The sequence below is a fragment of the Citrobacter sp. XT1-2-2 genome (genome assembly GCF_023516235.1).
Lineage (GTDB): Bacteria > Pseudomonadota > Gammaproteobacteria > Enterobacterales > Enterobacteriaceae > Citrobacter > Citrobacter werkmanii.
The window spans coordinates 923,588-937,316 of the sequence record NZ_CP097324.1; the positions used below are offsets into that span (position 1 = coordinate 923,588).

13 protein-coding genes are annotated in these 13,729 nt (G+C 52.9%); 9 read left to right on the top strand and 4 right to left on the bottom strand.

The window, feature by feature from the left end; translation table 11 throughout:
* Positions 1-77: 77 nt before the first annotated feature.
* From M4I31_RS04505 to mutH, 4 genes are all read right to left on the bottom strand, one after another.
* Positions 78-1,118 (bottom strand): NADP(H)-dependent aldo-keto reductase, encoded by a 1,041-nt coding sequence (locus M4I31_RS04505; protein WP_038633335.1) that lies wholly within the window; start codon positions 1,116-1,118, stop codon positions 78-80.
* Positions 1,119-1,224: 106 nt separating this feature from the next.
* Positions 1,225-1,443, bottom strand: coding sequence for a lipoprotein YgdR (ygdR, locus tag M4I31_RS04510; RefSeq protein WP_038633333.1), 219 nt, complete (start codon positions 1,441-1,443; stop codon positions 1,225-1,227).
* Positions 1,444-1,588: 145 nt separating this feature from the next.
* Positions 1,589-2,302: a TerC family protein gene (locus M4I31_RS04515; protein ID WP_038633330.1), complete on the bottom strand. Its 714-nt coding sequence runs from the start codon at positions 2,300-2,302 to the stop codon at positions 1,589-1,591.
* A gap of 75 nt (positions 2,303-2,377) precedes the next feature.
* Positions 2,378-3,073, bottom strand: coding sequence for a DNA mismatch repair endonuclease MutH (mutH, locus tag M4I31_RS04520; RefSeq protein WP_085048795.1), 696 nt, complete (start codon positions 3,071-3,073; stop codon positions 2,378-2,380).
* Positions 3,074-3,757: 684 nt separating this feature from the next.
* On the opposite strand from mutH, the gene rppH reads away from it, so the two are divergent.
* The 9 genes from rppH (at position 3,758) to recC (ending at position 13,714) form a co-directional block, all read left to right on the top strand.
* The gene (gene rppH / locus M4I31_RS04525) at positions 3,758-4,288 is read left to right on the top strand and encodes an RNA pyrophosphohydrolase (protein WP_003825602.1); all 531 of its coding nucleotides are present in this window, start codon (positions 3,758-3,760) and stop codon (positions 4,286-4,288) included.
* A gap of 12 nt (positions 4,289-4,300) precedes the next feature.
* On the top strand, positions 4,301-6,547 hold the full coding sequence (gene ptsP / locus M4I31_RS04530; protein WP_038633322.1) for a phosphoenolpyruvate--protein phosphotransferase: 2,247 nt from the start codon (positions 4,301-4,303) through the stop codon (positions 6,545-6,547).
* Positions 6,548-6,735: 188 nt separating this feature from the next.
* Positions 6,736-7,611 (top strand): prolipoprotein diacylglyceryl transferase, encoded by an 876-nt coding sequence (gene lgt / locus M4I31_RS04535; RefSeq protein WP_038633319.1) that lies wholly within the window; start codon positions 6,736-6,738, stop codon positions 7,609-7,611.
* 6 nt (positions 7,612-7,617) lie between these two features.
* Positions 7,618-8,412 carry a thymidylate synthase gene (gene thyA, locus M4I31_RS04540; RefSeq protein WP_038633316.1) on the top strand — a complete coding sequence of 265 codons (795 nt, stop codon included), beginning with the start codon at positions 7,618-7,620 and terminating at the stop codon, positions 8,410-8,412.
* Positions 8,413-8,596: 184 nt separating this feature from the next.
* Complete coding sequence (locus tag M4I31_RS04545; protein ID WP_085048796.1) at positions 8,597-9,067, top strand: prepilin peptidase-dependent protein; 471 nt, start codon at positions 8,597-8,599, stop codon at positions 9,065-9,067.
* Complete coding sequence (locus M4I31_RS04550; protein WP_085048797.1) at positions 9,058-9,621, top strand: prepilin peptidase-dependent protein; 564 nt, start codon at positions 9,058-9,060, stop codon at positions 9,619-9,621. The genes M4I31_RS04545 and M4I31_RS04550 overlap by 10 nt, the downstream gene beginning before the upstream one ends.
* Positions 9,618-10,025, top strand: a complete 408-nt coding sequence (locus tag M4I31_RS04555; RefSeq protein ID WP_085048798.1) for a DUF2509 family protein — start codon at positions 9,618-9,620, stop codon at positions 10,023-10,025. The genes M4I31_RS04550 and M4I31_RS04555 overlap by 4 nt, the downstream gene beginning before the upstream one ends.
* The gene (locus M4I31_RS04560) at positions 10,010-10,333 is read left to right on the top strand and encodes a prepilin-type N-terminal cleavage/methylation domain-containing protein (RefSeq protein ID WP_038633302.1); all 324 of its coding nucleotides are present in this window, start codon (positions 10,010-10,012) and stop codon (positions 10,331-10,333) included. The genes M4I31_RS04555 and M4I31_RS04560 overlap by 16 nt, the downstream gene beginning before the upstream one ends.
* 12 nt (positions 10,334-10,345) lie before the next feature.
* The gene (gene recC, locus M4I31_RS04565) at positions 10,346-13,714 is read left to right on the top strand and encodes an exodeoxyribonuclease V subunit gamma (RefSeq protein ID WP_085048799.1); all 3,369 of its coding nucleotides are present in this window, start codon (positions 10,346-10,348) and stop codon (positions 13,712-13,714) included.
* The last annotated feature ends 15 nt before the right edge of the window (positions 13,715-13,729 follow it).

Here is a 13,729-nt window from a genome sequence, read left to right on the forward strand (position 1 = left end):
CATGTAGTTGCCTTATCCGGCCTACAGGGAATGCTTTCTGTAGGCCTGATAAGCGTAGCGCCATCAGGCACTAACCGTTATGGTGCAGGATAGGTATACACCTGATGCACCGCTTCAATCTCGGCCAGTACTTCTTCGCTCAACGCCAGATGCAGGCTTTCAACGTTGGTTTTTAACTGCTCCATCGTCGTTGCTCCCAGCAGGGTGCTGGCGACAAACGGCTGACGACGCACGAATGCCAGCGCCATTTGCGCAGGATCCAGATTATGGCGTTTCGCGATATCCACATAGGCTGCAACGGCCTTTTGCGTTTGCTCACCGCTGTAGCGTGTGAAACGGCTAAACAACGTATTACGTGCGCCGGCAGGCTTCGCGCCGTTCAGATACTTACCGGTTAGCGTACCGAAGCCCAGGCAAGAATAGGCCAGTAGTTCAACCCCTTCGTACTGGCTGACTTCTGCCAGTCCAACTTCATAGCTACGGTTCAGCAGGCTGTAGGGATTCTGGATAGTGGCGATGCGCGGCAGATCGTGTTTGTCCGCCAGATGCAGATAACGCATCACGCCAAACGCGGTTTCATTGGAAACGCCGATGTAGCGAATTTTTCCCGCGCGCTGAAATTCAGCCAGCGCGTCCAGCGTATCCAACAGGGAGACGACCGGCGCGGAGTCCGTCCAGCTGTAGCCTAACTTACCAAAGCAGTTGGTGGGGCGCTGCGGCCAGTGAACCTGATACAGATCCAGGTAATCGGTTTGCAGTCTTTTCAGACTGTCGTGCAGCGCTTCACGGATATTTTTACGGTCCAGCGCCTGATTTGGTCGAATGCCGCTGTCGTTGTTACGTGATGGCCCACTGACCTTCGACGCCACGATTAGCTTTTCGCGGCTACCGTGTTTGGCTAGCCAGTTGCCCACGTAAGTTTCGGTGAGCCCCTGGGTTTCAGGACGCGGCGGAACCGGATACATCTCGGCAACGTCGATCAAATTTATGCCTTGTGCCACGGCATAATCGAGCTGTGCATGGGCGTCGGCTTCGCTGTTTTGTTCACCAAACGTCATTGTGCCCAGCCCCAGTGTACTGACTTCCAGCGAGCTGTGGGGTATACGGTGATATTGCATAGCCGTTTCCTTTTTATAATCACAACATAAGGATTATAAAAATGGCTGAGGGAAGAGAAAAAGGGAAGTAAAATTGTTAAGGCCAGCGCGCTGCTGACCTCAACCATCAGCGTTCAATGATTTGAGATACATCGTCGCGGTTGATCTGCATCGCATTGCCTTGCTGATCGTGGTAGCTCACCAGACCGGTATCATCGTCAATCTCTGGTTTTCCGTCGGTCAGGATCATCCGGCCATCTTTTGTCGCCATTACATAATCGCTGCTGCACCCAGAAACTACAAAAGCCAGTCCTACGGCGGAAATCAAAACTGCCCATTTTTTCATCTGCTTATCCTCTCATGGCCTGCGTCTGACAATAGTTTAGTAATAACGCGAAGTTATGCATGACGAAAGCAGTAAAATCTTAAACTGTGAGAAGAGGTAGGTCCGGCGCGGTATTCGCTCCCCTTGCGGGGAGCGACAGATTTCATCAGAGCGGATTTTTTTTATTACGCCACAGGTTCAGTGTCTCTACCGCGATAGAGAAGAACATGGCGAAATAGATGTATCCTTTCGGAACGTGGACGTCGAAACTTTCCAGAATTAGCGTAAAACCGACCAGAATCAGGAAAGAGAGCGCCAGCATTTTCACTGAAGGGTGACGATCGACAAACTCACCAATTGGGCGAGCAGCAAACATCATCACGCCCACGGCAATCACCACCGCCGCCATCATGATAAACAGATGGTCAGACAAGCCTACCGCTGTAATTACGGAATCCAGACTGAAGATAATGTCTAACAACATGATCTGCACAATCGCGCCCAGGAATGAAGAGACGCGGGTTTTCAGTCCCTCTTCCTCACCTTCAATGGATTCGTGGATCTCTTTACTGGCTTTCCAGATCAGGAACAACCCGCCGAGCAGAAGGATCAGATCGCGCGCCGAAATCGCCTCGCCAAATACCTCGAACAACGGGTTTGTCAGCCGTGTTACCCAGGCGATAGAGGCCAGCAGCGCCAGACGCATAATCATTGCTGCCGCCAGCCCAATACGTCGGGCATGATTGCGTTGCGCTGTCGGAAGTTTGGCTACAACCAGAGAGAGGAAAATAATATTGTCGATCCCAAGAACGATCTCCAGCAGCGTCAGCGTACCGAGCGCAAGCCAGGCGTTAGGATCGGTTATCCATGCAAATAACATCGAGCAAAGTCCTGCCAAAAAAAAGAAGCGGTAATTATAGGCCCGTAACGCGGCGGGTGAAAGGCCGGGCAGTGCCTATTGCGGCTGGAATAAGAAATGCCGCTCAAGCAATGCGCGCGTGAAGTTCTTTTTCAGATAAAACCCGCGCGGCAGGGTCAGGATGGGTTCGCCATGGGCGCCAATTGCTTCGGTAAGCGCTCGGGCATTGGCGGCTTTGGGACGCAGTTGTAACACTTCCCCATGGCGAGCGGTGATGCGTTCGACGTGGCCTAGCACAATCATGTCCATTAGTTCTTCCCAGTCCAACCGTAATTGCTGGTCTTCTTCGTCGTTCGGGCTCCAGAGCAAGGGCGAGCCGACGCGACGTTCAGCCAGTGGAATACTGCGTTCACCCTCTACCGGGATCCACAGTACGCGTTTAAGTTTGTGCCGCACATGGCTGGTTTCCCAGGTGACGCCTGTATTGCCAGTTAACGGCGCTACGCATACGAAGGTGGTTTCCAGCGGTCTGCCAAGACTGTCCACAGGGATCGTTTTCAGCTCCACGCCCAGCGCCGCAAAATCCTGCTCCGGCTTGCTGCCTGCGCTGGCACCCAGCCAAATCTCCAGTAGGACGCCAATCCAGCCTTTATCACGCTTGAGATCCCTGGGGGCGACGAGTCCCGCCATGGTCGCTAATTCTCCCAACGAGTAGCCCGCAAGCTGCCGCGCCTGAGTCAGCAATTGGGCTTCAGAGTCAGGTGGAGAAAGTAGCGGATGGAGTTCTGGCATCGGATTAACCCTTAGGTGAAAAAATGAGCAATGATTTTATACCGTGTGGACAGAGTTTATCTTTTTCCACATGCTTTATTCAATTATATGATTTATATTGGTTTTTATATTCACACGCGCGCAGTTGCGCAACAGCAATGCGGGTTTTCCAATTCTGGTCACTGACAATGAACAGGATCTTACACCATGTTATCCACAGAAAGATGGGATAACTGTGAAAAACCCCCACTACTGTTTCAATTTACAGCCTTGACGTGCGACGAAAATCGAATTTTTACACAAATTGTGCCTAACTTATTGGCATAATCTGTGGATAAAACCAACGCTGGTCGATCTTTCATCAGCGTGAAGATCGTGTGCGTGATACACATCACATTTATGTGTTTGCGTTGGTATCGATCGTTTTTAACTTAATGAATATATAAGACTATTTTTTATATGTGACGAATGTCTTATTCGGACTGTTCTGGGTTTTCCCATAGTAATTCCGTACTTCTTCACAACTATATCCACAGAAAAGGTGAATAAAATCGCCCAGAATGCCCTTCTTCTGTTTATAACTCGGGGCTTCGCTGTGAGTTATTCAATTGTTATTAGAATATCGCACCCTTAACAGAGTGGTTTACCGCCTCTCAGGAGTGTGAAACAATCGTTTGTATATAAGGTTTATGTTGAGGTAGTCCGGTGATTGATGACGATGGCTACCGCCCGAATGTAGGGATAGTAATTTGTAACCGCCAGGGGCAGGTCATGTGGGCCCGGCGATTTGGTCAGCACTCCTGGCAATTCCCACAAGGTGGGATAAACGCAGGAGAGACGGCAGAGCAGGCGATGTACCGGGAACTCTTTGAAGAAGTGGGTCTCAGCCGTAAAGATGTACGGATCCTTGCTTCTACTCGTAACTGGTTGCGTTACAAGTTACCGAAACGTTTGGTGCGTTGGGACACAAAGCCGGTTTGTATCGGCCAGAAACAAAAATGGTTTCTTCTGCAATTGGTCAGCAGCGATGCTGAAATTAATATGCAAACCAGCAGTACACCTGAGTTCGACGGCTGGCGCTGGGTGAGTTACTGGTATCCGGTTCGACAGGTGGTGTCATTTAAACGCGATGTCTATCGCAGGGTGATGAAAGAATTCGCAAGTGTTGTCATGGCGCTTCAGGAGAGCACTCCTAAACCGCAAAGCGCACCTGCGTACAGACGTAAAAGAGGTTAAGCTACGCAAATTATGCTCACCCGCCTGCGCGAAATAGTCGAAAAGGTGGCCAGTGCTCCGCGTCTTAATGAGGCGCTCAATATACTGGTTACCGACATCTGTCTTGCGATGGATACAGAGGTCTGCTCGGTCTATCTGGCCGATCACGACCGACGTTGTTATTACCTCATGGCGACACGAGGTCTGAAAAAACCACGTGGTCGCACCGTCGCACTCGCGTTTGATGAAGGTATCGTTGGCCTGGTTGGCAGGCTGGCGGAACCTATCAACCTCGCCGATGCGCAAAAACATCCCAGCTTTAAATACATCCCTTCGGTAAAAGAAGAGCGCTTTCGTGCGTTCTTAGGCGTACCGATTATTCAGCGTCGTCAGCTGTTAGGTGTGCTGGTGGTGCAACAGCGTGAATTACGTCAGTACGACGAAAGCGAAGAGTCTTTCCTGGTGACGCTCGCCACGCAAATGGCGGCCATACTTTCCCAGTCGCAACTGAACGCACTGTTCGGCCAATACCGGCAAACGCGTATCCGTGCATTGCCTGCCGCTCCCGGCGTAGCCATTGCCGAAGGCTGGCAGGATGCAACGCTACCGCTGATGGAGCAGGTCTATCAGGCTTCAACGCTGGACCCGGTGCTTGAACGCGAGCGGCTGACCGGCGCGCTGGAAGAGGCGGCGAACGAATTCCGCCGTTACAGCAAACGCTTTACCGCCGGGGCGCAGAAAGAAACGGCGGCGATCTTTGATCTCTACTCGCACCTGCTTTCCGATACCCGTCTGCGCCGCGAACTGTTTGCGGAAGTGGATAACGGCTCGGTGGCTGAGTGGGCCGTTAAAACGATCATCGAAAAATTTGCCGAACAGTTTGCCGCGCTGAGCGATAACTATCTCAAAGAGCGGGCCGGAGATTTACGCGCGCTGGGCCAGCGTCTGCTGTTCCATCTTGACGACTCGATCCAGGGACCGAATGCCTGGCCGGAACGTTTTGTGCTGGTGGCGGATGAGCTTTCCGCTACGACGCTGGCGGAACTTCCCCAGGACCGGTTAGTCGGCGTGGTTGTCCGGGACGGCGCAGCCAACTCTCATGCGGCGATTATGGTGCGTGCGCTGGGTATTCCTACCGTCATGGGGGCTGATATCCAGCCGTCAGTACTACACCGTCGAACGTTGGTGGTGGATGGTTATCGTGGTGAAGTGCTGGTCGATCCGGAACCGGTATTGGTCCAGGAATACCAGCGCCTTATCAGCGAAGAGATCGAGCTGAGCCGTCTGGCGGAAGATGACGTTAACCAACCGGCGCAGTTAAAAAGCGGCGAGCGCGTGAAGGTGATGCTCAATGCGGGTCTCAGCCCGGAACATGAAGAGAAGCTGGGCAGTCGGATCGATGGAATTGGTCTGTATCGCACAGAAATTCCTTTCATGCTGCAAAGCGGCTTTCCTTCGGAAGAAGAACAGGTTGCGCAGTATCAAGGGATGCTGCAAATGTTTAACGACAAGCCGGTGACTCTGCGGACGCTGGATGTCGGGGCCGATAAACAGCTGCCCTACATGCCGATCAGTGAAGAGAACCCATGCCTTGGCTGGCGTGGGATCCGCATTACGCTCGATCAACCGGAGATCTTTTTGATCCAGGTCCGGGCCATGCTGCGTGCAAACGCGGCAACCGGTAACCTGAGCATTTTACTGCCGATGGTGACCAGTATTGATGAAGTGGACGAAGCGCGACGCCTGATTGAACGCGCCGGACGCGAAGTGGAAGAGATGATCGGTTACGCAATCCCGAAACCGCGCATCGGCATCATGCTGGAAGTTCCGTCGATGGTGTTTATGTTGCCGCATCTGGCTAACCGGATAGACTTTATCTCGGTCGGAACCAACGATCTCACCCAATACATTCTGGCCGTTGATCGTAACAATACGCGGGTGGCCAGCATTTATGACAGCCTGCATCCGGGGATGTTACGTGCGCTGGCGATGATTGCGCAAGAAGCCGAAAGAAGCGGTATCGATTTGCGCTTATGCGGTGAAATGGCGGGCGATCCGATGTGCGTGGCCATTCTGATCGGCCTGGGTTTCCGTCATTTATCAATGAACGGTCGATCCGTGGCCCGCGTGAAATATCTGCTGCGCCATATCGATTTTGGCGAGGCGCAAACGCTGGCCCAGCGCAGCCTGGAAGCGCAGATGGCGGCAGAAGTACGCCATCAGGTGGCGGCCTTTATGGAGCGCCGTGGCATGGGGGGGCTGATTCGCGGGGGACTGTAGGCCTGATAAGCGTAACGCTGTCAGGCATTACGGGGGAAAGATTACCTATACAGATCTTTTACATCTTCCCGGCATCCGCTGCGATCCCCTTGTGCTATCATTCGCACCTTTGGAGCGCCTGCTTTATGCAGGCGCGCTTATCAATTGCTGTCTGACTTCAGCGAAATAACAAGAACTTGTGGTGACAGATGACCAGTAGCTATCTGCATTTTCCGGATTTCGATCCGGTCATTTTCTCAATCGGACCCGTCGCGCTTCACTGGTACGGCTTGATGTATTTGGTGGGTTTTATTTTCGCGATGTGGCTGGCGACGCGCCGTGCTAATCGTCCGGGCAGTGGCTGGACTAAAAATGAAGTAGAAAACTTACTGTATGCAGGCTTCCTCGGGGTTTTCCTCGGCGGACGTATTGGTTACGTACTGTTCTATAACTTCCCATTGTTCCTCGATAATCCGCTGTATCTGTTCCGCGTCTGGGATGGCGGCATGTCCTTCCACGGCGGGCTTATCGGTGTGATTCTGGTGATGATTATCTTCGCCAGACGCACCAAGCGTTCGTTCTTCCAGGTTTCTGATTTCATCGCTCCGCTGATCCCGTTTGGTCTGGGCGCAGGGCGTCTGGGCAACTTTATCAACGGTGAACTGTGGGGACGCGTCGACCCGAACTTCAAGTATGCCATGCTGTTCCCGGGCTCCCGTACCGAAGATATTTTACTGCTGCAAACCAACCCGCAGTGGCAGTCCATTTTTGATACCTACGGCTCTCTGCCGCGTCACGCCTCGCAGCTTTATGAGATGGCGCTGGAAGGGGTTGTACTGTTTATCATTCTGAACCTGTACATTCGCAAGCCGCGTCCTATGGGTGCGGTGTCCGGTCTGTTCCTGATTGGTTATGGCGCGTTTCGTATTATCGTTGAATTCTTCCGCCAGCCGGACGCACAGTTTACCGGCACCTGGGTGCAGTACATCAGCATGGGACAGATCCTTTCTATCCCGATGATTGTCGCAGGCATTATTATGATGGTTTGGGCGTACCGCCGTAGCCCACAGCAACACGTTTCCTGAGGAACCATGAAACAGTATTTAGAACTGATGCAAAAAGTGCTGGATGAAGGCACAAAGAAAAACGACCGTACCGGAACCGGAACGCTTTCCATTTTTGGTCATCAGATGCGTTTTAATCTGCAGGAAGGGTTCCCGCTGGTTACGACCAAACGCTGCCATTTACGCTCGATCATTCATGAGCTGCTGTGGTTTTTGCAGGGCGATACTAACGTTGCCTACCTGCATGAAAACAACGTCTCAATCTGGGATGAATGGGCTGATGAAAACGGTAATTTAGGCCCGGTTTATGGCAAACAATGGCGCGCGTGGCCAACGCCGGACGGTCGCCATATTGACCAGATCACCACGGTGCTAAACCAGCTGAAAAATGACCCGGACTCTCGACGCATCATCGTTTCCGCATGGAACGTCGGTGAGCTGGATAAGATGGCGCTGGCGCCGTGCCATGCTTTCTTCCAGTTCTATGTGGCGGATGGCAAGCTCTCCTGCCAGCTGTATCAGCGTTCGTGCGATGTGTTCCTCGGTCTGCCATTCAACATTGCCAGCTACGCCTTACTGGTACACATGATGGCGCAGCAGTGCGACCTTGAAGTGGGTGATTTTGTCTGGACCGGCGGCGACACGCACCTGTACAGCAATCATATGGATCAAACGCATCTGCAGCTTAGCCGCGAACCGCGCGCGTTGCCGAAGCTGATCATCAAACGTAAGCCTGAATCTATCTTTGATTATCGCTTCGAAGATTTCGAAATCGAAGGCTACGATCCACATCCCGGTATTAAAGCGCCAGTAGCTATCTAACCGGGCTTGATGCTGTCACAACCGACGCCTTCGCGCGTCGGTTTTTTTTGTCTGTCATTTCATTCTTCGGTGCGGGTTCCTGAAATATTGCAACGCTCTGCAACGCGTCAAATATTCCCCGTAGCTCGCCGTAGAAACCGAATTTCCCGCTCGTTATTCATTTTCCTCACGCCATACTGGCGGCATGAACAAACAACAAGGCTACACGTTTCTCGAAACCCTGATTGCGATGCTGATTGTCGCGGCGCTTGGCGCGTCCGGGTTGTATGGCTGGCAGTCCTGGCAACAACAACAGCGCCTGTGGCAGACCGCCTGTCAGGTGCGGGACTACCTGCTGCAATTACGTGAAGATGCTAACTGGCGTAACCGCGATCACGTGATAAGCGTGATGGAGGATGGGCCATCGTGGTGTCTGGTCAGTTCTGCGGCTTTACAAGACGGGTGTAAACCGACTTCACCGCTGGTGTTTGCACCGCGCTGGGACGATGTCGAAATGGCAGAGATAACGCCTTCACTGGCTTTTTATGGGCTGCGCAATACGGCATGGGCTGGACATATTCGTCTGAAAAATGCGGCAGGCGAATGGCGCGTGGTGGTGTCAGGCTGGGGGCGGATCAGGCTTTGCGAGCGCGATGAGGCCAGGTCATGTCTGTAAACGAGCGGGGTTTTTCACTGCTGGAGGTGCTCATTGCTATGGTCATTAGTAGCATTTTACTGCTTAGCGCAGCGCGATTTTTACCCGCTCTGCAGCGAGAGATCCTACGCAATACGCGCCAGCTAGCGCTGGAGGATGAAATATGGCAGCGGGTCTATACCGTGGCAAAACATCTTCAGCGGGCAGGGTATTGCCGGGGAAGCTGTGTCGGAGAGGGACTGGTGATATCGGCTAAGGGTGACTGTGTCATTGCCCGTTGGGATGCCAACAGTAACGGCATTTGGGAGAGCGTTCCCGCGAAAGAGTCCGATACCATCGGATTTCGTTTACAGGACAAAGTCCTGGAGACCCAGCGAGGAGCAACGAGTTGTAATGGCAAAGGGTGGGAGAAAATGACCGCTCCAGCCACGATAGAGATTCAGGCGTTTAAGGTTGAGCGCCTGAATATTCGCGGATTTCAACCACTCCTTACGTTGCGTTTGCGCGGAGTGAGCAACGTCGAACCGCAAAAAGTCATTGAAGCCTTTTACAGTGTGACAGGTTTCAACCTGTGAATAGTGAGCGAGGTGTTTCGTCCCTGGCGATGGTCCTGCTACTGCTGGTGCTCGGCAGCCTGTTATTGCAGGGTGTTAGCCGACAAGAAACGAGTTTTGCATCGCGTGTTACAACGGAAAGTCGGTCTTTGCAACGGCAGGCGGTAGTGCAATCCGCCATCGAATGGGGACGCATGCAGTCCTGGGGCTTACAACCGGCTTTACAGTGTCGGCGTTATACCGGGCAGGATGTCGCGGTTTGCCTGCGACGACTTACTGAGACTTCCGTGCTGCTTATTGCGCATTATGAAGGGGTATCGTTATGGCGTCAGGGAGCGGTTATCGATGGCAATATCGAATTTTCGGCGCATGGCTGGAGCGATTTTTGTCCGTTAAAGGCGGTAGCGTTATGTCAGACTCCCTGAACAGACAACGTGGTTTTAGCCTGCCGGAAGTGATGCTGGCAATGGTGCTGATGATCATGGTTGTGACTGCGCTATCGGGATACCAGCGGGCGTTGATGAACAGTTTTATCGTCAGAAACCAGTATCAGCAACTCTGGCGTCACGCCTGGCAGCAAACCCAGCTGTATCCGTTTTCACCACCTGTGAACTGGCAGGTTAACCGAATGCAGACAACGGAAGCAGGATGTGTCAGCATCAGCGTTAAAATTTCTTCACCTCTGGGCAGGCAAGGTCAAATGACACGTCTGCATTGCCCGAACCGTCAGTAGTCAGGAGCCGCTATGTTAAGGGTCTACCACTCCAATCGTCTGGATGTGCTGGAAGCGTTAATGGAGTTTATCGTTGAGCGCGAGCGGTTGGACGATCCCTTTGAGCCGGAAATGATCCTGGTGCAAAGCACCGGTATGGCGCAGTGGCTACAGATGACCCTTGCACAGAAATTCGGTATCGCCGCCAACATCGATTTCCCGCTACCCGCGAGTTTTATCTGGGATATGTTTGTGCGCGTGCTGCCGGATATCCCGAAAGAGAGCGCGTTCAGCAAACAGAGCATGAGCTGGAAGTTAATGACTCTGCTGCCGCAATTGCTGGATAACGATGACTTCGCACTGCTGCGACACTATCTGACGGACGACACCGATAAACGTAAGCTGTTTCAGCTTTCCTCTCGCGCGGCGGACCTTTTCGATCAGTATTTAGTTTATCGCCCTGACTGGTTAACGCAGTGGGAAGCGGGGCGCCAGATTGAAGGACTCGGCGAGGCTCAGGCATGGCAGGCGCCGTTGTGGAAAGCGCTGGTGGAATACACCGCTGAACTGGGTCAACCGCGCTGGCATCGCGCCAATTTATATCAGCGATTTATTCACACCCTGGAAAATGCGTCTGAATGTCCGCAGGGGCTGCCTTCTCGCGTCTTTATTTGCGGAATTTCGGCGCTACCGCCGGTTTACCTGCAGGCCTTGCAGGCGTTGGGTAAGCACATTGATATTCATCTGCTGTTTACCAACCCTTGTCGCTACTATTGGGGCGACATTAAAGATCCCGCCTGGCTGGCAAAGTTGCTGGCGCGTCAGCGTCGGCACAGTTTTGAAGAACGTCACCTGCCGCTGTTTCGTGATACTCAGAATGCGGCAGGATTGTTTAACAGTGATGGTGAGCAGGATGTAGGCAACCCGATGCTGGCCTCGTGGGGTAAGTTGGGACGTGATTATATTTATCTGCTTTCAGAACTGGAAAACAGCCAGGAGCTGGATGCGTTTGTCGATATAACCCCAGACAATCTTTTGCATAACATTCAGTCGGATATTCTCGAGTTACAAAGCCGGGCCGTGGCGGGCGTTACGCTGGACGAGTATTCCCGGAGCGACAACAAACGACTGCTTGATGTGAACGACAGCAGCGTGACTTTCCATGTCTGCCATAGCCCTCAGCGTGAAGTGGAAATTCTTCATGACCGACTGCTGGCAATGCTGGAAGCAGATCCCACGCTGACGCCGCGCGACATTATCGTGATGGTGGCGGATATCGACAGCTACAGCCCGTTCATTCAGGCGGTTTTTGGCAGCGCGCCAGCCGACCGTTACTTACCCTATGCGATTTCCGACCGTCGGGCGCGTCAGTCTCATCCCGTCTTGCAGGCCTTTATCAGTCTGCTGTCGCTGCCGGATAGCCGTTTTGTCTCTGAGGATGTGCTGGCATTACTGGATGTACCCGTGCTGGCGGCACGTTTCAATATTGATGAAGATGGTCTGCGCTATCTTCGTTTGTGGGTCAATGAATCAGGTATTCGCTGGGGAATTGACGACGATAACGTGCGTGAGCTGGAACTTCCGCCAACGGGTCAGCATACCTGGCAATTTGGTTTAACGCGCATGCTGCTCGGCTATGCGATGGAAAGCGCCCAGGGCGAGTGGCAATCGGTATTGCCCTATGATGAGTCGAGCGGTTTGATTGCGGAACTGGTAGGGCATCTGGCCTCGTTGCTGATGCAGCTTAATCTCTGGCGTCGAGGACTGGCGCAGGAGCGCCCGCTGGAAGAGTGGCTGCCTGTTTGTCGGGACATGCTTAATGATTTCTTCCTGCCGGATGCGGATACCGAAGCGGCGATGACGCTGATTGAACAGCAGTGGCAGGCCATTATTACTGAAGGACTGGGGGCTGAGTATGGCGATGCCGTACCGCTTTCCTTGCTACGTGATGAGCTGGCGCAGCGTCTCGACCAGGAACGCATTAGCCAGCGCTTCCTGGCAGGGCCCGTTAACATTTGTACGCTGATGCCGATGCGCTCTATTCCTTTTAAGGTTGTATGCCTGCTGGGCATGAACGATGGCGTTTATCCGCGTCAGCTTGCGCCGCTGGGCTTTGATCTGATGAGTCAAAAACCGATGCGGGGCGATCGCAGCCGTCGCGATGATGACCGTTATCTGTTCCTCGAAGCATTAATTTCGGCGCAGCAAACGCTCTACATCAGCTACATTGGCCGCTCAATTCAGGATAACAGCGAACGCTTCCCGTCGGTATTGGTGCAGGAACTGATGGATTACATCGGGCAAAGCCACTATTTGCCGGGCGACGAATCGTTGACCTGCGATCAAAGCGAGGCCCGGGTAAAAGCGCACATTACCTGTCTGCATACCCGCATGCCTTTTGACGCACAAAACTATCAGCCTGGCGAACAGCAAAGCTATGCCCGGGAGTGGCTGCCTGCGGCGAGCCTGTCAGGAAAAGCGCACACGGATTTTGTGCAGCCTCTCCCCTTTGAAATGCCAGCCACGTTAACGCTGGAAACGCTACAGCGATTTTGGGCTCATCCGGTACGGGCCTTTTTTCAGATGCGTTTGCAGGTCAACTTTCGTTCTGAAGAAAGTGAGATCCCGGAAACAGAACCTTTTGTTCTGGAAGGATTAACTCGCTATCAGCTTAATCAGCAATTGCTTAACACGCTGGTTGAAGAGAACGATGCTGAACGACTGTTTCGCCGTTTTCGTGCGGCAGGCGTGCTGCCCTATGGGTCATTTGGCGAAATTCTGTGGGATACGCAGCGTCAGGAGATGCAGTCGCTGGCTGAACGCATTATCGCCTGCCGTCAGCCTTGCCAGAGCATGGAGATTGATCTCATCTGTAACGGTGTGCAAATCACCGGTTGGTTGCCGCAGGTGCAAGAGGACGGTTTGTTGCGCTGGCGCCCATCTTTGATAAGCATTGCCCAGGGGGTGCAACTTTGGCTGGAACATCTTGTCTATTGTGCCAGTGGCGGTACGGGAGAGAGTCGGTTGTTCCTGCGCAAAGACGGGGAATGGCGTTTCCCTCCACTGGCGGCAGAACAGGCGCTGCTGTATTTGTCGCAGCTCATTGAGGGATATCGGGAAGGCATGTCGTCGCCATTGCTGGTATTACCAGAAAGCGGCGGCGCATGGATAAAAACCTGTTATGACGCTGCAAATGATGCCATGTTAGAGGACGACGATACGTTGCAAAAAGCGCGCAGTAAGTTTTTGCAGGCTTATGAAGGCAACATGATGGTTCGTGGCGAAGGCGATGATATCTGGTATCAACGCCTGTGGCGTCAACTGGATGCCGAGACGCTGGAACGCATTGTTTTACAGTCACAGCGCTATCTGTTACCGATTTTTCGCTTTAACCAGTCCTGATGGTTGTATAAAAAT